Origin of the sequence: uncultured Chitinophaga sp. (assembly GCF_937898475.1) — a bacterium.
GTDB lineage: Bacteria > Bacteroidota > Bacteroidia > Chitinophagales > Chitinophagaceae > Chitinophaga.
In genome coordinates this window covers 451,464-478,457 of record NZ_CALEJS010000016.1, presented here as the reverse complement: position 1 = coordinate 478,457, position 26,994 = coordinate 451,464, and the positions used below count along the sequence as shown (strand labels likewise).

Below are 26,994 nucleotides of genomic sequence, written 5' to 3'. Positions count from 1 at the left end.
TGCCTAATTCTAACCAAAAAACTAAATCCACTGAATAATGAGACAACTACGTCTGATGATCTTTACGCTGCTGCTTAGCTCAGTGGCATTTGCTCAAACCAGGCAGCTTACCGGCTCCATAAAGGATGCAAAATCCGGTGCGCCCCTTCCTGCTGTTACCGTGCAGGTGAAGGGGAAAAACCTTGCAACGGTAACCGGCGCTGATGGTGCTTTTACTTTAAAAGCGCCTTCCGGTCCGCTTACACTGCAGGTTTCCCTGGTGGGTTATGGAACTAAAACAATGGATGTAGGACCTAACGAGTCCAACATCGATCTTGTGATGGACGAATCTTCCACCCAGCTGGGTGAGCTGGTTGTAACAGCGCTTGGTATCTCCAAGGAATCCAAGAAAGTAGGTTATGCCATTACGAAAGTAGATGGCAGCGTAATGACACAAGCCAGGGAAACCAACGTGGCTTACTCGCTTACAGGCCGTGTGGCTGGTTTGAGCGTAAGCAGCACCAGCGGCGGTCCGGCTTCTTCCGCACGTATCCTGCTGAGGGGTATGGCCAGCTTTGGTGCCAGCAGCCCGCTTTTCGTAATTAATGGTGTGCCCATTGATAACACCCAGAGAGGTAGTGCAGGTGAATGGGGCGGTTCCGACAACGGCGATGGTATTGCCAACATCAACCCTGATGATATAGAAAACATGACTGTACTGAAAGGTGCCTCAGCAGCGGCACTGTATGGCAGTCGTGCTACTAACGGCGTTATCCTGATCACCACGAAAGGTGGTAAAAAGGGAACATTGCAGGTGGAATACAACATGAACTATGCATTGGATAAAGCGATTAATTTTACCGATTATCAGTATGAATATGGCCAGGGCCAGCTGGGCTCAAAACCTGCTACCCAGAACGATGCATTGAACAGCTCCCGTTTGAGCTGGGGTTCCAGGCTGGATGGTTCACAGTTCACACAGTTTGATGGTAAAACCTACGCGTATTCTCCTTTTAAGGATAATATCAGCAATTTCTATCGCACCGGTTCTACCTTTACCAATACCGTGGCAGTTTCCGGCGGTAATGATCTGACATCTTTCCGTCTTTCTCTTTCTAACCTGCATAATGAGGCCATTGTGCGTAACAGCGGCGTGACCCGTAAAACCATCAACCTGAACGTGGATCAGAAAGTGTTCAGCAAGTTGAAAGTGAGCGTAATGGCAAACTATATAGACGAACACTCTGAGAACCGCCCGCAATTAAGTGATGGTCCCATGAATCCGAACAACGGATTATTTCTCGCCAACAATATCGACGAGAACATACTGGCTCCCGGCTATGACGCAGGTAACAACGGCAGGGAAGTGACGTTTACAGACGATATTTATGTGACCAACCCCTGGTTCGTGATCAATCAGTACAGGAATAACTTTGACCGTAAACGCCTGATCTCCGCTATTACTGCACGTTATGACCTTACCAACTGGTTGTATGCCCAGGGTCGTGTAGGTTATGATATGATCAATGACCGCCAGTTCCAGGTTACTCCCTGGGGCACAGCCTACCAATATGGTGTGCAGGACGATGTGACGGTAAGTGGTAGCATGAACCTGAGAACGCAACAGATAACAGAGATGAACGCAGACGCATTGATAGGTGTGAAAAGAGACATTACCCAGGATATCAATATTGATGTTGCATTGGGTGCAAACCTGAGGAAAACAAATAACGAGATCGTAGCTATCGGTGGTACCAACTTTATCATTCCCTACCTGTATTCTTATAATAACGTAAAGCAGTTTAACCGCGATAACCAGCTTTACCATAAAGAGAGCCAATCTGCCTACTATTCAGTGGATCTTGCCTATAAGAATTTCCTGACAATCGGTACTACCGGCAGGTATGATACTTACTCTACACTACCTGAAGCCAACAGGAACCTCTTTGTACCTTCTGTTTCAGCCAGCTTTATTTTCTCTGAGCTCGTTAACATTCCCAATCTTACCTATGGTAAGCTGAGGGCTTCATGGGCCAATGCAAGCGGTGAGCCGACAGACTATTATATTACCCAGCAGGTTTATACCGTAGATGGTACAATTAACAACACTATCGTGGCAAGTTTCAATGGCGACCTGCCGAACCTCAACCTGAAACCCTTTACATTAAGGGAAACAGAAGTAGGCGCCGAACTGAAGTTTTTCGAGAACAGGTTAGGTGTGGATGTGGCCTATTTTCACCGCAAAACGACAAACGAAATACTAAGAGGTGATCTTAGCTGGACCACCGGCTGGAACCGGCAGTTTATCGGCACGGGCTCTACCCAGAACAAGGGTATAGAAATGGCCGTAACTGGTACTCCTGTAACTACCAACAACTTCAGCTGGAATGTGTCTGTAAACGCCACCAATGTTAAGAATAAGATACTTGATATCTACGGTTCCAATAGCACTAACACTACCTTCACACTGGGTACATATCGTCCGCTGAATGCGAATACAGCCCTTGTGAAAGGAATGCCCGGCCCGCAGGTGATGGCTTATGATTACCTGCGCGATGCCAACGGCAATATCCTGGTAAGTGATGACGGTCTGCCGCAGCGCGGCGAGTTAACACCATCAGGCAGCGTACTGCCCAAATGGTTTGGTGGTATCAATAACGATTTTACTTATAAGAACTTCAACCTGTCTTTCCTGGTAGATGGTAAGTTTGGTCATAAGCTGTTATCTGCTTCCAACTATTATGCAGTGTACCGTGGTTTGCACAAAATGACACTGGATGGCCGTGAAGGCGGTGTTACACTCAGCGGCGTGAAAGCCGATGGTTCTAATAACTCAACTGCCGTAGCGGCACAAACCTACTACCAGGCACTGGCACAGAATGTTTCCGCTATCAACGTACTGGATGGAGACTTTATCAAGCTGCGCCAGGTAACGCTCGGTTACACTATCGGCGATAAAATACTGCATAGCACTCCTTTCCAGTCTATCGGTATATCGCTGGTGGCCAGGAACCTTTGGACCATCATGAAAAAGACAGACAACATAGATCCTGAAGCCGGTTTCTCACCGCTGATCAACTATGCGGGCATTGAGGGTACCAGCCTGCCCAGTGCAAGGACCTATGGAGTTAACGTTAACGTGAAATTCAAAAGATAATGACCATGAAAATGAAAAAAGCATTTCTATATATAGGTATGGTATCAGCATTGCTGGGTAGTTGCACGAAGGATTTTAATGAGCTGAATACAAATCCTACCGCTATTCCCAGCGAGCAGATGGAACCAAATTATATGCTCTCAAGGACGCAGTATAATTATGCCAATACCGGCTACAGCCAGTTGCTGTTCCAAAGCATGTGGACACAGGTATTTGCATCTACCTTCAACTACTACAGCAACGGCGATAAGTATGTAGGTTCTGCCAACCTCATCTCTTACCAGAACAGGATATGGGAGGAAGATTACCAGGCTGCCAGCATTGCTACCGAAATAGGACGGCTGGCTAAAGACAAAGGCCTGGACAACCTGTATAACGCGAGTGTGATCATGAGAATACTGATCATGCAGCACGTTACTGACTGCTATGGAGACGTTCCTTACTCTGAGGCTTTTAAAGCAAGAGAAGGTGTTGTGTCGCCAGTATATGATACACAGGAAAGCATCTATAAATCTATGCTGGCAGAACTGGAAACAGTTACCGCCGCATTGGATCCTTCCAAAGATGCGCTTACTGCCGATCTTTTCTATAAAGGGAATATCGCCCAATGGAAAAAGCTTGGCTATTCACTGATGCTCAGAACTGCCATGCGCCTTACAAAAGCAGATGCCGCTACTGCGAGAACCTATGCCGAAAAAGCTGCGGCAGGCGGTACTTTCGCAGGCGTGGCAGATAATGCCAGGGTGATGACGGATAATTCTGCCAATTTTGGCAATGGCACCAGTGCCGCACTGCTGGTAACAGACGACTATCGTGATGTTAAATGGAGCAAGGTATTGATTGACTACATGAGAAGGAATAATGATCCGCGCCTGACGATCATCGGCGAAATACCGCAGGCTGGTCTGAAAGCAAATGAAGATGCGTCCAAAGCAGGCGACAGAGATTCCAGCAGGCAATTAGGTATGCCGAACGGCTATGATCAGAGAGGTGGTGCTACAGATATCTCCAGGGCACCTGGCTACCCGGGGGGAACAGGACCTGCCAACGACTTTGCTCCGCTGGGCAATTATTCCAGGCCTACTACCGCACTCTATACAAACAGGAGTGGTGTTGAATTTGTACTTACCTACGCAGAAACCGAGTTACTGCTGGCAGAAGCTGCTGTAAGAGGATGGAATGTAGGCGGAACTGCTGCCGCTCACTATGCTAACGGTTTAACAGGCGCCCTGCAATCAATGGCCACATTCAATGCTGAAATCGGCACCTTTACTCCCACGCAGATATCTTCTTATGTAAACGCTCATCCCCTGGATCAAAGCTCAACTGAAGCATCTTTGAAACAGATTAATGAGCAATACTGGGCTACTACAGGTACACTGTTCAATTTCATTGAAACCTGGTGCAACTGGAGAAGATCAGGCTACCCACAACTTACACCGGTTGTATACGTTGGCAATTTCTCCGGCGGTACCATACCCAGGAGAATACCATACCATTCCACAGAAGGGGCTAATAACCCGTCCGGCTACCAGGATGCTGTCAGCAGACTGGGTGGTACCGACAACTTTACCTCCCGGATGTGGTGGGATAAATAGTCAAATGTAGGATGATGCATGTGAAACAATAGCAGGAAGTTAGTGCGCGGATGTTTATGGTCACCTCCGTTGCACTAACTGCTGCATTTTTCCATGCATCATCCTGCATTTTTTATTGTGAGGGCTGAAAATAATGTTACCCAATGAGGCATTCCACTATCGTATTTGGACTATTCATATTACACCTGCTGCCATCTTACCTAAAGGCTCAGCAACCACTTTTCCAGTTACAGTCTGCCAGGGCAACCGGTATCAGGTTTACCAATACCATCAATGAAACAGAACACCTGAATGTACTGGCATACGAATACTTATATAACGGCGGCGGTGTTGCAGCCGGAGACCTGAATAACGACGGGCTGGATGATATTTTCTTTACCGCCAACATGGGGCCCAATAAACTGTACCTAAACCAGGGCAAGCTGCAATTTAAAGAGATTACCAGAGAAGCCTGTAAGGAGCTGGAAGGAAGACCGGAAAGCTGGAAAACAGGTGTCACCATGGCCGATGTGAATGGCGATGGCCTGCTGGATATTTATATATGCTATTCCGGCAAAACCACCACTGAGCTGCGCCGTAACCAGTTGTTCATTAACCAGGGTAACCTGACCTTCGTAGAGAAAGCAAAAGAATACGGGCTGGATGACCCCGGATACAGCACCCAGGCCGTATTCTTTGATTACGACAACGATGGAGATCTGGACATGTTCCTGCTCAATCACAACGTGAAGAAAATTGATAACATGGAGCTGGCCAGGTACCGCAACGAAACAGATTCACTGGCCGGTAACAAATTGTATGAAAATAATGACAACCATTTTACAGATGTAAGCGCCCGCGCAGGTATCATACAAAACCCACTCACCTTTGGCCTGGGCCTGGCCATAGCAGACATCAACCAGGACGGCTGGCAGGATATTTATGTAACCAACGATTATAACGAATCAGATTATTTGTACATCAATAACCACGACGGCACTTTCAAAGAGGATATACAACACTGCTTCCGTCACCTCTCGCAGTTTTCCATGGGAGTAGACATTGCAGATTACAATAACGATGGCCTGCCGGATGTAATGACGCTTGACATGATGCCGGAAGACAACCGCCGGCAGAAGCTGCTGCAGCTGCAGGAAAACTATGAGTCCTTTGAACTGATGCGTTCACAGAACCTCTACCAGCAGTACATGCGCAATATGCTCCAGCTGAATAACGGTGACGGTACCTTCAGTGAAATAGGACAGCTGGCAGGCGTATCCTGTACAGACTGGAGCTGGTGTCCCCTTTTTGCCGACCTGGATAATGACGGCTATAAAGACCTCTTCGTTACCAACGGTTACCTGAGAGATTATACGAACAAAGACTTTCTGAAATACTGGGGCGACTATAAAGTGAAGAAGGCGGTAGACCGTGAACCTGTACTGCTGATGGAACTGGTAACGGCTATGCCCTCTACGAGCCTGGTAGATTACGTGTTCCGTAATGAGCACAATCTTACTTTCTCCAATAAACAAAAGGAGTGGGGCCTGGATAAAGCCGGCATATCCAGCGCCGCCGTATATGCAGATCTTGACAACGACGGAGACCTGGACCTTGTCATCAACAGGATCAACGAACCAGCTGCTATCTACAAGAACACCGCCCGCGAAAAGGATAACACCAGCTACCTTTCTCTGAAGCTGAAAGGTAAACCCGGTAACACCTTCGCCATCGGCGCTAAAGTATATGTATACGCCAATGGCGGATTGCAATACCAGGAACTCAACCCCGGCAGGGGATACCTTTCTTCCCTTCCTACCAACCTGCATTTTGGCCTCGGTACAGCCAGGCAGGCAGACTCTGTGCGCATCATCTGGCCAGATAATACCACCCAGCTGTTAAGCAATGTAGCGGCCAACCAGCAGCTGAGCGTAGATTATGCAGGCGGCGCGTTTACTCCGTCCTCACCATTGCCCAAAAGCACCCTGCTCAGCCAGAAAAAAGGCATCATCGGTTATAAACATGAAGAAGCTGGTATCAATGATTTTAAAAGACAGCCGCTCATGCTGTTCATGTATTCCAAAACAGGACCGGTATTTACCAAAGGTGATGTGAACAATGACGGATTGGAAGACCTGTATATCGGCAGCGACTATTCCAAACCCGGCAGGATATTCGTACAACAACCCAGCGGCGCTTTTGCCATCAACAATAATACGGTGCTCGACCAGCCAGACGGTCCAACTACCGCCGATGCCGCTTTCTTTGACGCCAATGGCGACGGCTTTGCAGACCTTTATATCGCCCGCGGCGGTTACGCATTGTTCGAGCCCAATACGTCCAGCCTGCAGGATGCCCTGTATATCAACGATGGCAAAGGCAACCTGGTTTTATCGCCACAGGCGTTGCCAGACCTGAGCGCCTGCAGTAAATCCTGCGTACGCCCCTGCGACGTGGACAACGACGGCGATATTGATCTCTTCGTAGGAGGAAGGGTAATACCGGGTAAATATCCCGTAACGCCACCCTCCTGGCTGCTGATTAATAACGGTAAAGGCGAGTTTTCCGCCAGTCCGCTTCCTGTAAAAGGAATGGTCACTGATGCACAGTGGGCGGATATCGATAAAGACGGTAGAAAAGACCTGCTGCTCTGTGGTGAGTTCATGCCTGTTACTTTGTACCTGAACAAGCCCGATGGCTTTTCCGATAAAACCAGCGAGTATTTTGAGCAGATGCCCAAAGGATGCTGGTTCAGCCTGACGCTGGCAGATGTGAACGGAGATGGTCAGGATGATATTATTGCCGGTAACCTTGGACTGAACACTCCGTTCCATGTATCGGAAAAAGAACCGGCAGAATTGTATTATGCAGATTTTGACGGCAACGGATCTGTTGATCCTTTCTTTAACTGCTACATACAAGGGGTTAGCTATCCCTTTGTGAGCCGGGATGAGCTCAATGACCAGATCTACCCCATGCGCCGGAAATTCAGCTCTTACCGTCACTATGCAGATGCGACCATGAAAGACATCTTCCCGCCGGACGAGCTGGCTAAAGCTGCCAGGATGAGCATTACAGATCTTCGTTCATTCTGCTTTGTGAACCGCGACGGAAAGTTCAGTGCCTCCCCGCTGCCTTTAGAAGCACAGTTTTCTGTCATCACAAAAACCATCGCAGACGATTTTGATCACGATGGTAAAACAGACCTGCTGTTACTGGGTAATCACAGCGATAACCGTTTAAAGCTGGGCAGTATAGACGCCAGCTACGGCTGCCTGCTGAAGGGCGATGGCAGCGGAAATTTCACTTATGTGCCACCCGCAGCATCAGGCTTCTCCCTTGCAGGCGATGTTAAATCAGCAGGTGAGCTCACAATTAAAAATGAAAAACATATTATGATAGGCGTAAACAACGCCGGTATTTTTTTATATAAAGTTCAGTAAGCTATGCGGAAATGGTTCTTAGGATTGTTTTTATTATGCCAGGTGGGCTATGCACAACAGCCGGCTGCTGATTTCAGAGACCATGTACAACCTGCCGTTTTTGCCCTCACTATGGTAATGCTGCATGACGTGGTGAACCCGCCGGCTGCCAGCCGCTTCTATGCTTATTCCCTGGCAGGCGCTTATGAGATCGTAGCTATCAACAACCGCGGCATAGCGCGGGGAAGTAGTTTTATGAAATCGTCTCCCCATGTTGTTATCAATGCAAAACCTGGTTCCTATAATTACCGGATTGCTGCGCTGTATTGCATACTGGAAACAGGCAGGCTGATGCTGCCCTCAGGTTTCATGCTGGAAGAACACCAGGAGAAACTGCTGAAGACATTGAAAAAAGAGAAGGTGAAAACTGCCGTGATCGATAGCGCGGTAGCAGTGGCGAAAGCAGTGGCGTTACAGGTGGTGAACTGGTCTAAATCAGATAACTACGGCCGGCTGAGTACACGGCTGCGTTATACGCCTGTAAAGGGAGAAGCGTACTGGTATCCTACGCCGCCGGCTTATATGGAAGCAGTAGAGCCGCACTGGAAGATCATCCGGCCGATGATCATCGATACCTGTGATGAATTTACACCATTGCCACCGGTACCTTTCAGCAGGGATACTACCAGCGAATTCTATGCATTGAGTAAGGAAGTGTATGCGGTATCACTGCATCCAAGCCAGGAAGAGCTGAACATTGCTTCCTTCTGGGATTGCAACCCTTTTGCGGTATCTACTGCCGGCCACATGGCTATTGGCTTCAAAAAGATCACACCCGGCGGCCACTGGATGAATATTGCAGGCATTGCCGCAGAGAAAGCCGGACTGGATTTTGACCGCTCTGTATTGGTGCATACATTGACCGCCATGGCAGAAACAGATGCTTTTATCAGCTGCTGGGATGAGAAATACAGAAGCAACCGTATCAGACCTGAAACTTTTATAAACCGTTATATAGACATCAAATGGAAACCGCTGTTGCAAACGCCTCCATTCCCGGAGTATACCAGCGGGCACAGTGTGATGTCTACCGCTGCCGCGAGGGTATTAACCTATTTGCTGGGAGATCATTTTGCCTTTACGGACGATTCAGAAGTGATGTTTGAGATACCCGCGAGGAGCTTCAGTTCCTTTATGCAGGCCGCCAATGAAGCAGCGATCTCGCGTTTGTACGGTGGCATTCACTACCGCGATGCTATTGAAAATGGCCAGGATCAGGGGAAAAAGATAGGCGACAGGATAGTAGAGAAGTTAAAAAAAGCAGGCCTGCAACCACTGATCCCCTGAGTATGATGCACAGTTAAAAAAGGGGGCCGGCCTGAAGGCCCGCCCCGTTCTCATTCACTGTTCTATCAAAAAACGGTTGATGTATCGTCGGCCTGTTCATCTGAAACAGGATACAATATTATACGTTGGTAACTGCGGATTAGTTGCCTTCCAATGATGATGGTGGAATTAGTCTCTCTGGTTTACGATCTTTGCTCCCGGTGCCTGTTATAAAACGATTTAGCACAACCAATCAAACCTAATCAAAGTTTTCAGAACAATCAAGCGTCCCCCTGACACTTTTTTGAATATGGTAAAATACAATGGGTTTGTGGCAAAAAAATATAACTAATGATCGTTCAGTGGTAATCCTCTTTTCTGGTATTCCTGCCAGTTAAGATAAGCTGCTCCTTTCCGGTGCTCCTCCATGCTGATGCAGTCGTCTACCGGGCAAACCAGTTTGCAGAGATTGCATCCCACACATTCCGCATTCTTCACGGTGTAGGTGTTATATGGTTTGCCATACGCCAGGTTAATGGCCTGGTGTGAGCCGTCTTCACAGGCAATATAACACAGCCCGCAATGAATGCATTTATCCTGGTTAATGCGGGCGATGATGTGATAGTTAATGTCCAGTTCTTCCCATTTGGTGATGGTGTGTACCGATCTGCCGATGAAGTCATAGATAGTGGCAAAACCCTTTTCATCCATCCAGTTATTCAGTCCTTCGCAAAGGTCTTCTATAATACGGAAGCCATGTTTCATGGCGGCGGTGCACACCTGCACGGTGGTAGCGCCCAGCAACATGAACTCGGCGGCGTCTTTCCAGGTACTGATACCGCCAATACCCGATACCGGCACGCGGGAAGTAACAGGATCCTGGCTGATGGTAGTCAGCATCTTCAGCGCAATGGGCTTTACCGCCGGGCCGCAATAGCCGCCAAAGGCAGACTGACCTGCCACATTGGGGTTGGGTACCAGGGTGTCCAGGTCTATACCGGTTACAGACTGTATGGTGTTGATCAGGGATAAGGCATTGGTACCTGCCTGTACCACGGCTTTTCCGGTGGGCACCACAGAATGTACGTTGGGCGTTAGCTTGGTAATAACGGGGATGGTGGCCTTTTCCATTACCCATTCCACTACCATGCGGGCTATCTCGGGGTCCTGCCCTACGGCAGATCCCATGCCTCTTTCGTTCATGCCGTGCGGGCAGCCAAAATTAAGCTCAATACCATGTGCACCGGTATCCTCCACTTTAGCGATCATTTCATGCCAGTTGTCACGATCATTATCTGCCATGAGTGAAACCACCATGGCCCGGTCCGGGAACAGGCGCACACATTCGCTGATCTCCCGGAGGTTCAGTTCCAGGGGCCGGTCGCTGATCAGCTCAATGTTATTGAAACCCATTACCCGGGTATTGTTATAATCAATGGCCGAGTAGCGGGAAGAAACATTCTTCACCTGCGTGCCCAGCGTTTTCCATACTACGCCGCCCCAGCCGGCTTCAAAGGCACGCAGCACATTGATCTTTTTATCCGTTGGCGGTGCGCTGGCCAACCAGAAGGGGTTGGGCGATTTAATGCCAAGAAAGTTTGCTGAAATGTCGGCCATATGAATAGCTTTTAACGGTTAGCTGCTGGCGCTGAGATAGGCGAGTATTGCCTGTGCGCCATCTTTTCCTGCCTGTACGGCGTCTACTACTTCTTTTCCTCCGTTTACGCAATCGCCGCCTGCAAATACCCCGTGCAGGCTGGTGGCGCAGCGCTCATTGATGCTGATCTTTCCCTGGCGGTGCTGCAGCTGCTCTTTCTGCACCAGCATTTCAAAAGGTGTTTGCCCGGTAGCCTTGATCACCATATCCACTTCCAAAGTGAAGGTCTCTTCCGTTTCCACCGGTGAGCGGCGGCCGCTGGCATCCGCTTCGCCCAGCTGCATTACGCGACATAGCAGGCGGGATACTTTGCCGTTATCGCCTTGTATAGCCTGCGGTGCAGACAGAAAGCGCAGCTGGCAGCCATCCAGTTTGGCAATGTCCAGCTCTGCTGCTGTACAGGGCATTTCGTCCTGCGTTCTCCGGTATACAATTGTCACTTCACTGGCGCCCAGCCGTTTGGCCTGCGTGGCAGCATCGATGGCGGTCATGCCCAGGCCTATTACGGCTACCTTATCGCCTACCGCTACCGCGGGATAACCCTTGCTCCTGATATCGTAAATAAAGCGGATGGCATCTACCACGCCTTCCAGCGCTTCTCCCGGGATGTTGAGTGGTCTGGCCAGTCCTACGCCTATGCCCAGGAATACGGCATCGTATTGCTGTTGCAGCTCACTCAGTGTAATATCTTTTCCCAGTTCCTGGTTGTAACGGATCTCTATACCGCCCAGGGAGCTGATGTAATTGACTTCTGCTTCACAGAACTCGGGCGTTACCTTGTAGGCGGCAATGCCGTAGGTCATTAAGCCGCCGCCCTTATTTTCCTTTTCAAAGATGGTAACATCAATACCTTCCCGGGAAAGTACATGTGCGCAGCTTAAACCTGCAGGCCCGGCGCCTATAACCGCTACGCGCTTACCGGTGGATGGCTTGCGCTCAAACAGTTTCCACTGTGCGCTGAGCGCTTTTTCAGTAGCATAGCGCTGCAGTCTGGCAATAGGGATAGGCGGCTCGTGCAGCAGGTTGTATACACAGGAGCCTTCACATAGTTTCTCTACCGGGCACACTTTTGAACAGCCGGCGCCCATGATGTTCGCGCTCAGAATAGTGTGCGCAGATCCTTTTACATTATCCGTAGCAATCTGCTTAATGAATTTTGGTACGTTAATGCCGGTGGGACAGCTTTTAATGCAAGGCGCATCGTAACAGAACAGACAGCGGTTGGCCTCCACCAGCGCTGCTTCCCTGTTCTCAAAAGGCGGATGGATGTCCCTGAACTGTGCTGCATACTCTTCAGCCGTTAACCTGTTGTTCACAATTGCCATTACATCGCATTTGGTTTATAGAATGGAGCCTTTACAACTCTGTCAGTTTTCCATATGTTTCAGGCCGCCGGTCACGGAAGAACTGCCATACGTTCCGCACCTCTTCTATCTTGTCCAGATCAAACTCAGCGATCAGCAGTTCATCTTTATCCTCGGAAGCCTGTGCAAATATTTGTCCTCGGGGATCTACAAAGTAAGACGAGCCATAGAACCTGCCCAGGTTCCAGGGCTTTTCTTCTCCTACGCGGTTGATGCAACCCATAAAGTAGCCGTTGGCTGCGGCATGGGCGGGCTGTTCCAGCTTCCAGAGGTATTGTGAAAGCCCCGCAACGGTAGCAGACGGATTATATACGATCTCCGCACCGTTTAGTCCCAATACCCTGGCCCCATCCGGGAAATGGCGGTCGTAACAGATATACACGCCTACTTTTGCATACCGGGTCTGGAATACGGGATACCCCAGGTTACCAGGTTTGAAGAAGAATTTTTCCCAGAAGCCGGAAGTATGCGGGATATGATTTTTGCGATACTTGCCCAGGTAAGTACCATCTGCATCTATTACTGCCGCCGTGTTGTACAATACACCGGCCTGCTCTTTTTCATACACGGGCACGATCATCACCATACCATATTTTTTTGCATAGGCGGCCATCCGCTCTGTGGTAGGGCCGGGAACCGTTTCGGCAGAAGCATACCATTTCGGGTCCTGCCCGGGACAGAAATATGGTGTGCTGAAGATCTCCTGCAGACAGAGTATCTGCACGCCTTTAGCTCCCGCTTCTTCAATCAGCGGAATATGCTTGCTGATCATCGCTTCCTTGATCTCTTCAATACTGCCTTCACCTTCCGTTTTAGGTAAGCTCATCTGGATCAGGCCTGATTTAATGATTCTGGGCATAATGTTTTTTTTAGTCCATGTCCATGGTATATTCTTATACTACATGTATCAAATCTTAGCACATGTGTTACGGGCCATGCTCCTATAGCTTCCCCGTCACTTTGTGGCGTTTGATAAATTGTCCGTATCCTTTTTCTGCCAGGCAGTTGCCGTCATTGATCACCACTTTACCGCGCAGCAGCACTGTTTTTATTTTGCCCTGCAGTTCCCATCCTTCGTAGGCAGAATAGTCTACGTTCATATGATGACCGCCGGCGGTAATGGTATGTTTGGCCTGCGGATCGAGTATAATAATATCTGCATCGCTGTTCACGGCAATGGTGCCTTTGCGCGGAAACATGCCGAAGATCTTTGCGGCATTGGTGCTGGTCACTTCCACGTACTTATTGAGCGTGATCCTTCCCTTGTGCACACCTTCGCTGTACAGCAGCTCCATGCGGTGCTCTATGGCAGGATGCCCGTTGGGTATTTTGGAGAAATCATCTTTGCCCATCAGTTTCTGTTCCCATTTAAAAGGGCAGTGGTCAGTTGCTATTACTTTCACCAGGCCCTGGTTAATACCTGCCCATAATGTTTCCTGGTCTTTCTTTTGCCGCAGCGGAGGGCTCATTACCCATTTGGCGCCGTCAAAGTTCTGTTCATATAAGGAAGCGTCCAGCAGCAGGTATTGTATACAGGTTTCCACCAACACGTGCTGATTGCGTTGGGTAGCCTGGCGTACGGCATTCAGGGCGCCTTCGCAGGTAAGGTGCACAATGTAACCGGGGCAGCCGGTGTAATCAGCCATATCACAGAAACGTGCGCTGGCTTCTGCTTCCGTTACTTCCGGCTGTGAGAGGTAGTGGTAGAGTGGCGCCAGTTTTCCTTCCGTTTTATGCCTGGCAATGAGGTAATCGATCATATCTCCGTTGGTAGCGTGCACGGTTACCATCCCGCCCTGTTTCTTTACTTCCTGCATCAGTCCGGTCATTTGCCGGTCGTCTATCATCAGTGCGCCTTTGTAGGCCATAAAGGTTTTGAAAGACGTAATGCCTTCATGCGTAACCATCGTCTGTATCTCCTGGCGGGTCTGATCGTTGAAATCTGTTACCGCCATATGAAAGCTATAGTCGCCCAGGCAATTGCCGTTAGCGCGCGACTGCCATTCTGTTAATGCTTCGCGGAGCGAATGCCCTTGTTTTTGCAGCACAAAATCGATCACCATGGTGGTACCGCCGTGCAATGCGGCACGGGTGCCGGTTTCGTAATTGTCGCTGGAGAAGGTGCCCATAAAGGGCATGTCCAGGTGCACATGCGGATCAATACCTCCGGGCATTACCAGCATACCATCCGCCTCTATCACTTCAGTGGTGGGGATAGACAGCTCTTTCCCGATCAGGGAGATCTTTTCTCCTTCAATGAAGATATCTGCCACATAATCATCGCCGGCAGTAATGATTCTTCCGTTTTTAATCAATAGCGACATAAGACGAAGTTTCTTTGATAGTGGCTACACCGGGTTTATAGGTCTGCATCAGCAGCATATAGGCAATGCCGCTGACCAGGAAACCCACAAACCAGGCATAGTAATACAGTTGCGTGATCCACAGCGGTACTGCATCTGCCGCCAATACTTTTATAGTGACCAGGAAGCCAGGCACATTAGGCAGTACACCGATCAGCAAAGCAATAATGGCCGGTATATTGAAACCGGCCGTAAAACGGTAACTGCCTTCGTGACGATACAAATCTGCAGTGCGCAACTGTTGTTTACGGATGAAATAGTAATCTGTGATCATGATCCCGCCGATGGGGCCCAGCAGGCTGGAGTAGGCCAGCAGCCAGGTAAAGATGTAGCCCGTAGGATCGGCGATCAGCTTCCAGGGCATGATCAGCACCCCGATGATGCCGGTGATATAACCGCCAATGCGGAAGTTGATCCGCGAAGGCCAGAGGTTGGCAAAGTCGTTTGCCGGACTTACAATATTAGCCGCAATGTTGGTAGCCAGTGTGGAAATGGCTACCGCTATCATGGCCAGCGTGACCAGTATTTTACTGTCAAACCTGCCTGCCAGCACCAGGGGGTCCCATATCGTAGTGCCGTACACGATAGTAGTGGCAGAGGTGACCACTACACCGATGAATGCAAACAATGTCATGGAGGGTGGCAGGCCGATGATCTGCCCTTTTATCTGCGCCTGCTGACTGGTAGCATAACGCGTAAAATCAGGTATGTTCAGGGAGAGCGTGGCCCAGAAACCCACCATACCGGTGAGCGCAGGAAAGAAGAATGTAAAGAACGCATCGCCGGATGGAAAGCGGGAGGGCTGTTGCAGTATGGGACCAAAACCATTACCTGCTTTCACTGCCCATAATAAAAGCGCCAGCGCCGCCAGGGGAAGAAAAATGGCTTTGAACACCAGCAGCTTCCGGATGCTTTCAACGCCCAGGTATACTACATACATGTTCAGGAACCAGAACAGCACAAAGGTGATAGCCGGACCGGTTTGCAGTCCCAGCGAAGCGGGAAATACCGCCGGCAGCGTTTCCATGGCAGGTATCCAGATACGTAATAACTGGTACAGGGCAAAGCCCCCTATCCAGGTCTGGATACCAAACCATCCGCAGGCAACGATAGCGCGCAGAATAGCCGGTATATTGGCGCCTTTGACCCCGAAGCTGGCCCGGGCAAAGACCGGGAAAGGAATGCCGTATTTGGCGCCCGCATGCCCGTTCAGCACCATCGGGATCAATACAATGGTATTGCCCAGGAAAATTGTGAAGATGGCCTGCCACCAGTTCATGCCGCCTTCTATGAGAGAGCTGGCCAGCATATAGGTAGGGATACACAGGCTCATGCTGATCCATAATGCAGCATAGTTCCAGGTGTTCCAGGTTCTTTTGGATGGAGGAACAGGTGCGAGGTCTTCGCTGTAAAGCGAAGCATCCCCACTGACATTTGATGTGGTAACTTCCTGCATGCGGGTATATTTTACAGACTATTGCACGTAAGCTTCATCTGCGATGGAGATGGCATCGCTGATCATGGCCAGTCCTTCATCCACCTGCTCCCTGGTGATACAGAGAGGCGGCGCTATAAACACATAGTTCCAGCGCACAAAGGCGTACATGCCCAGCTGTTTCAGCCTGGCGGCCACCTTGTTCATCACGGCCATTTCTTCGGCATTGGCATTGAAGCGCGCCATCGGTTCTTTGGTAATACGGTTCTTTACCAGCTCAATACAACCCAGCAGGCCGGTGTTCCGGAAATCGCCGATGCTGGGATGACGCTGCTGCAGCAGGGCCACCTGTTGTTCAATGTAAACGCCCATGGCGGCGGCATTTTCTAACAGGCGCTCATCCTCGTAGATCTGCAGCACTTCTGCGCCTGCTGCACAGCATACCGGGTGGGCAGAATAAGTAAGGCCCAGCCACAATATCTTATCATCAAAATAGCGGGCTATCTCTTCGCTGACCATCAGCGCCCCCAGTGGTAAATAGCCGGCGGTAATGCCTTTGGCAGTGGCGATCATGTCGGGCACCACACCATGCAGGTCGCAGGCAAACCATTTACCGGTGCGGCCAAATCCGCTCATCACTTCATCTGCTATCAGCAGGATGTTGTATTTGTCGCACAACGCGCGTACTTTCTGCAGGTAATCCGGCGGGTATTTGATACAGCCGGAAGAGCCGCTTTCTCCTTCCATCAGGATGGCCGCCACATTTTCCGGCCCTTCAAATTCAATCACCCTTTCTATATGGCTCACGCATTCGCGGGAGCAGGTGCTGATGTCCTTGCCCCAGGGGCAACGGTAGCAATAGGGGTCTTCCACGTGAACGATATTGGGCGCCTGCTGTGCATCGTGCGGCAGTTTGCGTGGGTCGCCGCCGGCTGTCATGGAGCCGTAAGAGGCGCCGTGGAAGGCACGGTAGCGGGCAATGATCTTATGCCTGCCGGTATATAGCCTGGCCAGTTTGATGGCGTTCTCTATGGCTTCTGCACCACCGGTGGTGAACAGCGTTTTGGGAAGCCGGCCGCATGTGATGTCAGATAATTTTTTTCCCAGCTCGCCCCTGGCGCGGGTAACACAGCCGGGCGTAACATAGCTCACTTCCTGCATCTGCTTCATCACGGCATTGGTTACACGCTGGTTGCCATGGCCGATGTTAACGTTGATCAGGCCCGAAGAAAAATCGAGGTAACGTTTGCCGTCATAATCATACAGGTAAACCCCTTCCGCATATTTTACGGCGATGGGTGCAATCCCTTTTTGCCTGCTCCAGGAAAAGAGGGTATGGTCAAGGTTGTCCTGAATAACCTGCCGGGCGGCAGACAGGGTGGGTGTTTCTTGCATAACAGCGTGTTTAAGAAGAGGACTATTACTAACTCATCCAGTTCACGCCCGCTTCAGGATTCCATTTGGTAGTTGTTTTTTTGAGCTTGGTCCAGAATTCTATGGAGCTTTTACCGGTAATATCGCCAACGCCAAATTTGCTTTCGTTCCATCCTCCAAATGAAAAAGGTTCGCGGGGTACGGGTACGCCTATATTTACGCCTATCATACCGGCGCTCGCGTGTTCAATAATATAACGCGCAAGACCGCCGTTCTGCGTATATACAGCTGCAGCGTTGCCATAGGGATTGGCATTTTCTATGGCCAGCGCTTCGTCTACGGTATTGGTGCGCAGGATGCTGATCACCGGGCCGAAGATCTCTTCCCGGGCCACTGCCATATCCGGCGTTACATAATCTATTACGGTAGGCCCTACATAAGCGCCTTTCTCTTTTCCTTCCACTACAGTATTGCGGCCGTCTATCAGCACACGGGCGCCCTGTTGTTCGGCTTCAGAGATATAGCGTTCTATCCTTTCCCTGGCTTCCTGGCTGATCACAGCGCCCAGGTTTTTGCCGGGTACCACCTTTCCTGCTTCTGCGCATATCTTGTCAACAATATGGTCTACATCGCCTACGGCAACCATGGCAGATGCGGCCATACAGCGTTGCCCGGCGCAACCGCTCATAGAGGCCACTACATTCTGCGCCGTCATATCGGGTTTGGCATCAGGCAGTACCAGCAGGTGGTTCTTGGCGCCTCCCAGGGCCAGGCAGCGTTTCAGCTGCGCCGTAGCGCGCTGGTATACCAGTTTGGCCACGCGGGTAGAGCCTACAAAAGAAACGGCTTCAATGCCCGGGTGGTCGCAGATGGCGTTCACCATTTCACTATCCCCGTTCACAATATTGAAAACCCCGTCCGGCAAACCGGCCTCTTTCAGCAAAGCGGCGATCCGGGCCAGGCTGAGGGGCACTTTTTCAGATGGTTTGATGATCATGCAGTTGCCCAGCGTAAGGGCATTGGGAATGGTCCAGTTAGGCACCATGCTGGGAAAGTTGAAGGGCACAATGGAGGCTACCACACCCAGGGGTACATGCTCTGTTCTGCACTCTACGCCCTTGCTCACTTCCAGCACCTCGCCGGTGACCAGTTGGGGCAGTGAGGTGGCAAACTCTGTGAGCTCAATACATTTCTCTATTTCGGCGATGGCCTCTCCCAGGGTCTTGCCGTTCTCCTCGCTCACCAGTGCTGCCAGTTCCTGGAGATCGCGCTCCAGCAGGAATTTATAACGGAAAAATACCTGCACACGCTCTTTGATCGGCGTTTTACTCCAGGATGGAAAGGCGGCCCGGGCGGCGTTAACAGCATCATCCAGGTCACTTTGAGGGGAGCAGGCCAATACTGCCAGTTCTTTACCATCTGAGGGAGATATTACAGCAAGTGTACGGGAAGAATGAATATCTCTAAACTGGCCGTTAATAAAGTTCTGAACCGGGGTATACTTCATCGCCTTGGCTTTAGATATTTAATTTAAACTATTTTCCGCAATAAAAAAAGGGACCCGGTACAAGACCGGGCCCCCAGGTGACATAGGCTTGGGATATTTGTTAATGTTTAATCACCTTGCGGGTGATCACTTCAGTGCCTAAGTAGATCTTCACGAGATACATGCCGCCGGGCAGGCTGGAAAGATTAACAGGCTGACCATTGCTGATGCGCTGGGCAGGCCTTACTTCAGCGCCGTTTACGTTGTATACCCTTACATAATATTGTTCGGTTACGTTATTTACCTTGATATACAGCTGATCCCTGAACGGATTGGGGGAAAGCTGTACGCTTACTTCCTTGCTGCCGTTAGCCAGTGCGCTTTCTGCTTTAGCCACACCAATGGTATTGGCCACCGCTTTGCTGAGCGTAGCCGGTGCAATAGCGCTGGAAGGCTGTACCACCAGGGACGTAGCCCAGTCGTTCAGGTTCAGCGGCTGACCATTCAGCGTAAGGTTAGCCAGGCAGGAGAAATCACCCCTGAACACATAAGCGCTGCCGCCAAAATTGATATCCTGGTACAGGATCACTTCATAGCCGCTTTGTACTTTCAGTGAAGAGATGAAATCATTCGGTATACCTCTGGCGGCCAGGTCGGCCATGTTATAGCTTCCTGGCGCCAGCGCTGCAGAAACGCCGGTGTAGTTGCAGTTCTCGTATACGGTTACCACACCGCTGGAGCTGCCGTTGGCGATGGTGCCGCTGATGGTATAGTAACCCAGTGAGCCGTAGTTGGAATAACCGTCGCTGGCAGGATTACCTGCACCTGTACCTGTTACCGCTACATAATAAGTACCTGCAGCGAGTGACTGGTTAATGGAGGCAGGCAGTCCGCTGGGGTTGGAGCTGGCCACCGCACTGCCGCTGCTGTTGTACAGCGTAACGGCAATATCCAGGTTAGGATGCTTGGCTGCCGGTGCAAAGTTCAGGGTAGCATTACCACCGCTGGTAGAGAAAGAAAATACGTCTATATCGCCGGTGCGGCCAATGATGCCGGAAGTGCTTACACTACCGGTGCCGCTTACGCCCAGGGGAGCAGCGGTGGCAATGGTGTTGCCGTAATCATCGGCGCGGTAACCTACGCCATAGGTAGCGCTGGAAATCTTTGCCAGGTCGTCTTCCGTGTTGTTGGCGTTGGTGTACTCACCTTTGCTCCATTGTACAACGGGCCTGTAATAGCCCACACCCATGATGGGCGCCCAGCTGCCATGGCCCTGGTAATAACCTTCTGAAGGAGAAGTGCGGCCGTCATGACCCAAACCAAAGGTATGACCTACTTCGTGCGTAGCCGCATCGCCGGCGCCTTTTACGCCGCCGTTAAATACCCAGCAGGGCGTTTCATCGTTCCAATTAAAAGAGCCGATATAGGCAACGCCACCATTGCCGGGAGAAGCGGTGTTGGTAGGTGTGAATATCACACGCATTCTCCTGTTTTTGGGATAGCTGTTAAACACAGCTTCGCTGGTGGTAACGTTGAGGTGGAAGGGTTTGAAGTCTTCGCTCACCAGCTCCCATACATCCAGCATCTCTGATTCACTGAGCGTGGCAGGTGCGGCGTTGATAGGGTTGCCGTTGTTCCAGGGAGTGCCTGCAACATACTGGCCGTCAAAATCCAGCAGCACACAACCATTGCCGCCGGGGAAGCTTTGCAGGTTGGTGGGAACAGCTGCTGCGCTTACCTTGGAAGCCGCCTGCGATACAGCCGGACCTTCCTGGTAATTGATACAGATCACTTCATCGATGTTCACTTCTTTCACAAAAGCCTCACCGGCTTCATTAGAGTAATACTGATAGGCTTTCTGTGCCTGGCGTAATACGATATTACCTTCCAGCTTTCCGTCCTTCAGGCGTACGAAGAAGGATGATCCCGGAGTGCTGGCAATTTCGCCGGCCATGAACTCTTCATTGTCGCCGGAGATACGGTAATTGACCTTTGCGTTTAACGTGGTATTGGCGCTTGTTCTTAATTGTGCGCTGCTGACAAATTGCTGTTGCCTTGCGCCGGCCTGCCTGAATTGTTGTACCAGTGTGGCCGCTTTACCCAGCGATACCGGTTGGTGGTCCTGCGCAAAGGTGGAGATGTAAGAGGTGAGCAGTACGAGTAAGCCTGCTGTAAATTTTAGAATTGGTTTCATAAGATCGATTTAGAGGGTTTATAATCTGGTAAAACGGAACCAGTTGATGTTCCATCCGCCTGATACCGCAAAAATGCCGGGGTTATAGGTACCTGCATTGATGTGTACCGTTTGTGAAACAGTGGTCCAGTTCTGCCATCCGCCCGTATTGGGGATGTCTACCGCACCCAGTACGATCGCGCCTGCGTTCAGGTCCTGCGACAGTCTGCCGCCACCATTCAGGCTGGCAACGCGATAGTCTATACGATAATTACCTGAGGTAGGAATGGTGACGGAAGGGAAGGCTATCCAGTCGTTGGCATCAATGTAACCTACGTTCTGGCCGCCTTCATTACAGGGCTCTACCTGCACGCCGTTCTGTGCGCTGAAGTTTTCTGCTTCTATGGTCTGGCTCCAGGGTTGCGGGTTGTTGTTGCCGCCGCCGTTCTGGTATACCCTTACCCAGTCTACATACATCTTGGCAGGGAAGGCGTTGTTGTCAATATTGAAGCCGGGCCAGTTACCGCCAATGGCAAAGTTGAGCAGGATGAAGAAATTGCGGTGAAATTCTTCCGTGCTGTTAACGCTGTTCTGGATATTGGCCTCATTGTATTGCACGCCGTCTACAAACCATTTGATGGAAGATGACGTCCATTCAATGGTGTAAACATGATAATCAGAAAAATTAACCGGTCTGCTGCCGCCATAGGATGCATGCTCGTTGGCAGGGCCGCGCCAGTGAATGGTGCCAACGGCATTAGGGTCTGTATTCACGTGCTCCATGATGTCGATCTCGCCGCAGTCAGGCCATCCAATGGAACCGATGTTGTCGCCCAGCATCCAGAAGGCAGGCCATGCGCCTGAGAAGGTAGGTATCTTGATACGGGCTTCTATTTTACCGTATGTCCATGATTTCCTGCCTTGTGTTTTCATCCTGGCAGAGGTGTAGTTAAAGCCGTTGAAGCTTTCGCGTCTGGCGGTGATCACCAGCTGGCCGTTCTCTACGGTTGCGTTTTCGCGGCGATAGTATTCCAGTTCATTATTGCCCCAGCCGCTGGCGCCGTTGCCGGTTTCAAATACCCAGTCGGGACCGATGCTGTTGTCAAACTCGTCCTGCCAGACCAGTTGCCAGTTTTGTGAGAACGCCACCAGCCGCATCGCGCTGAACGTTATCAACAGTAATAGAAATTTAATTGATTGCATAAATACGTGGGTTTAATGTTCGAAATGGTTAATTGAATCATCTTGTGGCGGATCCGGTAAAATAATAGCCCCGCTGGCGGAAGCATTGCCAACGGGGCGATCGTAACTGAAATGGATAAGGTTGCAGCATATGGTTAAGTGTTTAATGGTTCGAGGGATAGATAAGAGCCGATACTTGTTGAGCTGACAGCTAAAATTTGAAAAAGTGAATGGTCCCGGATAACCGGGACCATTTTTCATTCTTCATTTTTAGCTATTACTGTAGCCTGACCACTTTTGTGGTGGCTATACGATGGGAGGTTCTGTTTTCAACCTTCAGGATCCAGGTGCCGCTGGGTACCTGGCCGGTTTGCAGTCTGATAGACTGATTTTTTCCTGCGGCTACCTGTTCGGTACGCAGCACCGGTGCACTTCCTTTCAGGTCTTGCAGGGTGATCACCAATTTATCACCTGCCTGTGCTGCTACTTTGATCTGCAGTTCACTGCCTGTTACCGGGTTGGGATAAGCCAGCAGTGTAGCATTGGTAGGTTCCTGTGTAACAAACGGGGTGGTTGCGCTGGTGCGTGCAAAGCTTGCGCCGCATGCACCCAGCGGTTTCCACCACCACTCGGCTGTGCCGGGGGTAACGTTGTACAGTGCGTCAGACTGGCTTTCGTACAGTACACCGTTATATACTACACGGTCTCCTCTGTTGTATATTTTAGGATAAGGCTCATAAGTTGCTACGCCTGCGCAGTTACCGCCGCCGGTAGTACCCACCACTACTGTTACTGCAGCAGAGGTAGTAGCGCCGTTGGCATTGTCAGTAGCTTTTGCGGTCAGCGTATACGTACCTGCAGCTACGTTGTTCCAGCTGAAGCTGTAAGGCGCAGCAGTAGATTCACCCAGTTTGGCGCCGCCGTTAAAGAATTCAACTTTGGCAATAGTGCCATCGCTGTCTGTTGCGCTGGCCTGGATAGTGATACTGGCCGGAGCCGCAAATGAGGCGTTGTTGGCAGGAGATGTAATGCTCACGGAGGGCAGGCTGTTATTGCCGCCACCGCCGTTACAATCGCGTACATAACCCCATACCTGTCCGTCGCCGGCGTGCGTATCTGGCTGCTCGTTCTGTGTCCACCACCTGGCGCTGTACACCTTGCTGTTGTATACTACCTGCATACCCTGTGTGTAAACAGCAGATGCAGACCATGCATCAATGCCGTCGCAGCCACCGCCGCCGGTAGTACCTACTGTAATGGTAACCGTAGCAGAAGTAGCAGTTGCGTTGGCGTTATCAGTAGCCCTGGCAGTCAGGCTGTAAGTACCGGCTGCCACGTTGGTCCAGGTATAGCTGTAAGGTGCGCTGGTAGCTTCACCCAGTTTAGTGCCGCCATTAAAGAATTCTACTTTGGCAATAGAACCGTCACTGTCGCTGGCGCTGGCCTGGATGGTGATGGTAGCGGGCGGTGTGAAGGATGCATTATTGGCGGGGGAGGTGATGCTCACAACAGGAGACTGGTTACCACCGGTATTGCCAAAGAAGTAATCGTAATAATTGTTGGCAAATTCGTAGTTGTTGGATTTATCCCAGTTGATAGACCAGGTCATGATACCACGCAGACCGGGATAGCCGCCTGCTTTACGCAGCGTATAACCGCCGCCGAAAGACTGACCTTTGGTCAGGTAGTTCAGTGCTTTCTTCACATTATCCGGCGTAGTGTAACCACCGGAGGGAGCAGCGGCAGGAGTAGCCGGCAGACCAAAAGCTACCTGGTCTTCACGCAGCGCCGGGAAGGTTTGGCTGGTGCCTGCTACGGTGAAACCGTTCAGCAGCATTTCCGTCATGGAAACGATGAAATCAGGAGTGGCCTGGCTGTACACTTTATTATCGAGGCCCATTACAGAACCGGTGTTGTACAGCTGCGGATGTATGAAGGTGAGCTCTGAACGCAGGCCATAGATCACGGGCAGATAAGCGCCTACCAGCGGAGAGTACGCAGCGCCATAGGCGGTTTGTACATAATAGGTTTCAGGCGCCATGGTGAGCCAGCAATCCTTACCCTGGCCTTTACGGTAGTTGATCACCTCCTTGATACCGGAGATCAGGTTCTGCACTTTTGCAGTGGTAGGATTCATGAAGTTGTTATCGCCATTATCCAGCTGCAGCGAGTGACCGCCTTCGAGGTCAATGTCAAAACCATCAAAGTTGTAAGTGTCCAGTATGGATTTCAGTGAGCTTACAAAGGCAGCTTTCTGCGTGGGTGTACCCAATACCACCACACCATCCTGTCCGCCGATGGAGATCAGCACTTTCTTACCCTGTGATTGCAGGTAAGCAATGTCCGATTTGAAATCAGCCACGCTGGTACCTTCGGGAGTAAAGCTCAGTGTAGCCTGGTCAGCTGCTGCAATAGCAAAAGCGATCTGTACTACATTGTACCTGCTGCTGATATCACGTAAACGGATATAGGGAGGCGTGCCGGTAGTGCTGCCCCAGTTGTGCCAGTAACCTACGATCACCTTGCCGGTGTTGTTGGTGGGAGGCGTCCCAACGGTCAGGGTTACGGCAGCAGAAGTAGTGGCAGCGCCTTTATCGTCAGTAGCTACCGCTGTAATGGTATAGTTTCCTGCGGGGATATTGTTCCAGCTGAAGCTGTAAGGAGCGCTGTTGTCAACACCCAGGCTGGTAGTGCCATTGAAGAACTCTACCTTGGCAATGCTGCCATCGCTGTCTGCAGCAGTAGCCTGTATGGTTACACTGCCCGGAGCAGTAAGCGTAGTATTATTGGCAGGCGATGTGATGCTCACGGTTGGTGATGCATTACCCGGCGTACCGCCATTGGCAAATACTTCGTTGATCTTGTTCACCAGCGGAGATTTGGTGTTGGGGCAATAGATCAGTTTACCCCTTGTCTGCGTGCTGCTGGTCATATCCAGCATGTCGCCATACACCTGCCATACAATAATGCCCGCCAGGTTGTTGTCTTTAATATACTTTGCTTTTTCACCGATAGAGCGTTCGTTGTCGTAGCTCAGGAAATAGTTGCCTTTTGTTTTATAGGGCACTTTCGCAACATCGTCCCAATGCTCTGTCCATCCGGAGTTAGCGCCTGTTTGCTGTAAGATGTAGCTGTAGTTGGGCGTACCATCCCACAGGTTCAGCGCCCAGTTGGTGTAATCCGCACAGGTCTGGATGGGACCATCCGGCTGTACTGTTTCAGCACGTTTAACAGTAGGTGCATTGAGAGCAGCTGCGCCGTTGGTAACTACGCCACGGCCATAGAAGGGAGCGCCCAGCGTTACCTTGCTCATGTTAACACCCATTGAGCGCAGGCCCTGTACACAGGCGTTGAGCGAAAGACCGGTAAACTCTGCACCGGGGTAGTCGTACAGCGGAGCATTGTGCCCTGCTTTATTAGACCAGCCGCCGTTGAAGTCATAGGTCATCATGTTAAAGTAGTTCATGGCAGCATTCAGACGCGCCCAGGGAAAGCCCTGCAGCTTAGCAGGTGTGGCAGAGAAAGCTGCAGTGATCAGCTTATCGGGACCGATAGCCGCTCTTACTGCCTCTACCAATGCAGCAAAGTTGTTATAGTCTGCCTGGCTGTAGCGCTCAATGTTCATACCCGGATCATTAGGGTATTCCCAGTCAAAGTCGATACCGTCAAAGCCCATGTTGATCAGCTTCTGACAGTCGGCCACAAAGCGTGCGCGCTTGGTAGCGTCTGCAGCCATTTCAGGATAGTGCTTACACATGCTCCAGCCGCCGATAGAGGCCATTACCTTCACCCCTTTCTGGTGGGCAAGATCAATGATGCCCGGTGCGCCGCCCTGTTTGGGAACAGACAAAGGAAAAACACCCGTAGCGCCGGTGTTCACATTTTTCCAGCCGCTGCCTTCATTACGGTAACCCAGCGAATAGGCATAGCTGCCGTCTGAAATGTAGTAGAGGGGCGCATCCAGCTCACCATAGAGCAGGAACATGTCCCAGCTGCTGTAAATGTCATCATTTACCATAGGCGCAGGCTCCTGTACGGCGCCTACCTGGTAGATGTTCTTGTTACGGTAATCACCGCTGTGCAGTGAACCGTCTTTGGCTACACCAAAAAATGAAAAGTTCAGGATAGTGTACTGTGAATAATCTACGTTCAGATGGTTATAACCACCTTTGGGCACAATACCTGCTATGTCTTTCCAGGCATCCCATTGGGTGATGTAGCCGATCACCTGTTTGTTATGCTGTTTTGTAGTAGCAGGAACCGAGGGACTTACCTGGGCCATTACATTAGCTTGCCAAAGCAACAGGAAGAGATAACAGACGTTTTTTGCGCGGCGTATCCAACCGCTTGAGGGAATTGTACATCTGGTTTTCATAAAGGATTATAGGTTTTAATGAATAATGCCTTGGTTTCAAAAAAAGATACAGCTACTCGCAAAATCGATTTAGCCCGGCTCTGTTCAGATCGCTCTTATGCATAGGTGTCGTTCATCCAATCGG

At 50.5% G+C, this 26,994-nt stretch carries 14 protein-coding genes; 4 read left to right on the top strand and 10 right to left on the bottom strand.

The window, feature by feature from the left end; translation table 11 throughout:
* The first annotated feature begins 37 nt into the window (after positions 1-37).
* The 4 genes from Q0577_RS11775 (at position 38) to Q0577_RS11760 (ending at position 9,482) form a co-directional block, all read left to right on the top strand.
* Positions 38-3,136, top strand: coding sequence for a SusC/RagA family TonB-linked outer membrane protein (locus tag Q0577_RS11775; protein ID WP_298736418.1), 3,099 nt, complete (start codon positions 38-40; stop codon positions 3,134-3,136).
* Positions 3,137-3,147: 11 nt separating this feature from the next.
* Positions 3,148-4,734 carry a SusD/RagB family nutrient-binding outer membrane lipoprotein gene (locus Q0577_RS11770; RefSeq protein WP_298736415.1) on the top strand — a complete coding sequence of 529 codons (1,587 nt, stop codon included), beginning with the start codon at positions 3,148-3,150 and terminating at the stop codon, positions 4,732-4,734.
* A gap of 143 nt (positions 4,735-4,877) precedes the next feature.
* Complete coding sequence (locus Q0577_RS11765) at positions 4,878-8,156, top strand: VCBS repeat-containing protein (RefSeq protein WP_298736412.1); 3,279 nt, start codon at positions 4,878-4,880, stop codon at positions 8,154-8,156.
* A 3-nt stretch (positions 8,157-8,159) separates the two neighbouring features.
* On the top strand, positions 8,160-9,482 hold the full coding sequence (locus tag Q0577_RS11760) for a vanadium-dependent haloperoxidase (protein WP_298736410.1): 1,323 nt from the start codon (positions 8,160-8,162) through the stop codon (positions 9,480-9,482).
* Positions 9,483-9,809: 327 nt separating this feature from the next.
* On the opposite strand, the gene preA is transcribed toward Q0577_RS11760, so the two are convergent.
* The 10 genes from preA to Q0577_RS11710 all read right to left on the bottom strand — a co-directional run bounded on the left by preA (position 9,810) and on the right by Q0577_RS11710 (position 26,798).
* Complete coding sequence (gene preA, locus Q0577_RS11755; RefSeq protein ID WP_298736407.1) at positions 9,810-11,078, bottom strand: NAD-dependent dihydropyrimidine dehydrogenase subunit PreA; 1,269 nt, start codon at positions 11,076-11,078, stop codon at positions 9,810-9,812.
* Positions 11,079-11,096: 18 nt separating this feature from the next.
* Positions 11,097-12,443: an NAD(P)-dependent oxidoreductase gene (locus tag Q0577_RS11750; protein WP_298736404.1), complete on the bottom strand. Its 1,347-nt coding sequence runs from the start codon at positions 12,441-12,443 to the stop codon at positions 11,097-11,099.
* A 31-nt stretch (positions 12,444-12,474) separates the two neighbouring features.
* The gene (locus tag Q0577_RS11745; RefSeq protein ID WP_298736401.1) at positions 12,475-13,341 is read right to left on the bottom strand and encodes a nitrilase-related carbon-nitrogen hydrolase; all 867 of its coding nucleotides are present in this window, start codon (positions 13,339-13,341) and stop codon (positions 12,475-12,477) included.
* Between the two features lie 82 nt (positions 13,342-13,423).
* Complete coding sequence (gene hydA / locus Q0577_RS11740) at positions 13,424-14,806, bottom strand: dihydropyrimidinase (protein ID WP_298736399.1); 1,383 nt, start codon at positions 14,804-14,806, stop codon at positions 13,424-13,426.
* Entirely contained in the window at positions 14,790-16,301 is a 1,512-nt protein-coding gene (locus tag Q0577_RS11735; RefSeq protein ID WP_298736396.1) for an NCS1 family nucleobase:cation symporter-1, read from the bottom strand. Before Q0577_RS11735 ends, hydA begins: the two co-directional genes overlap by 17 nt.
* Positions 16,302-16,319: 18 nt before the next feature.
* Positions 16,320-17,675, bottom strand: coding sequence for an aminotransferase class III-fold pyridoxal phosphate-dependent enzyme (locus Q0577_RS11730; protein WP_298736393.1), 1,356 nt, complete (start codon positions 17,673-17,675; stop codon positions 16,320-16,322).
* A 28-nt stretch (positions 17,676-17,703) separates the two neighbouring features.
* Entirely contained in the window at positions 17,704-19,161 is a 1,458-nt protein-coding gene (locus Q0577_RS11725; RefSeq protein ID WP_298736391.1) for a CoA-acylating methylmalonate-semialdehyde dehydrogenase, read from the bottom strand.
* Between the two features lie 100 nt (positions 19,162-19,261).
* The gene (locus Q0577_RS11720) at positions 19,262-21,334 is read right to left on the bottom strand and encodes a T9SS type A sorting domain-containing protein (protein WP_298736389.1); all 2,073 of its coding nucleotides are present in this window, start codon (positions 21,332-21,334) and stop codon (positions 19,262-19,264) included.
* A gap of 18 nt (positions 21,335-21,352) precedes the next feature.
* A complete protein-coding gene (locus Q0577_RS11715; RefSeq protein WP_298736387.1) occupies positions 21,353-22,516 on the bottom strand; it encodes a carbohydrate-binding protein in 1,164 nt (387 codons plus the stop codon).
* A 256-nt stretch (positions 22,517-22,772) separates the two neighbouring features.
* Positions 22,773-26,798, bottom strand: coding sequence for a glycosyl hydrolase family 18 protein (locus Q0577_RS11710; protein WP_298736385.1), 4,026 nt, complete (start codon positions 26,796-26,798; stop codon positions 22,773-22,775).
* Positions 26,799-26,994 lie beyond the last annotated feature (196 nt).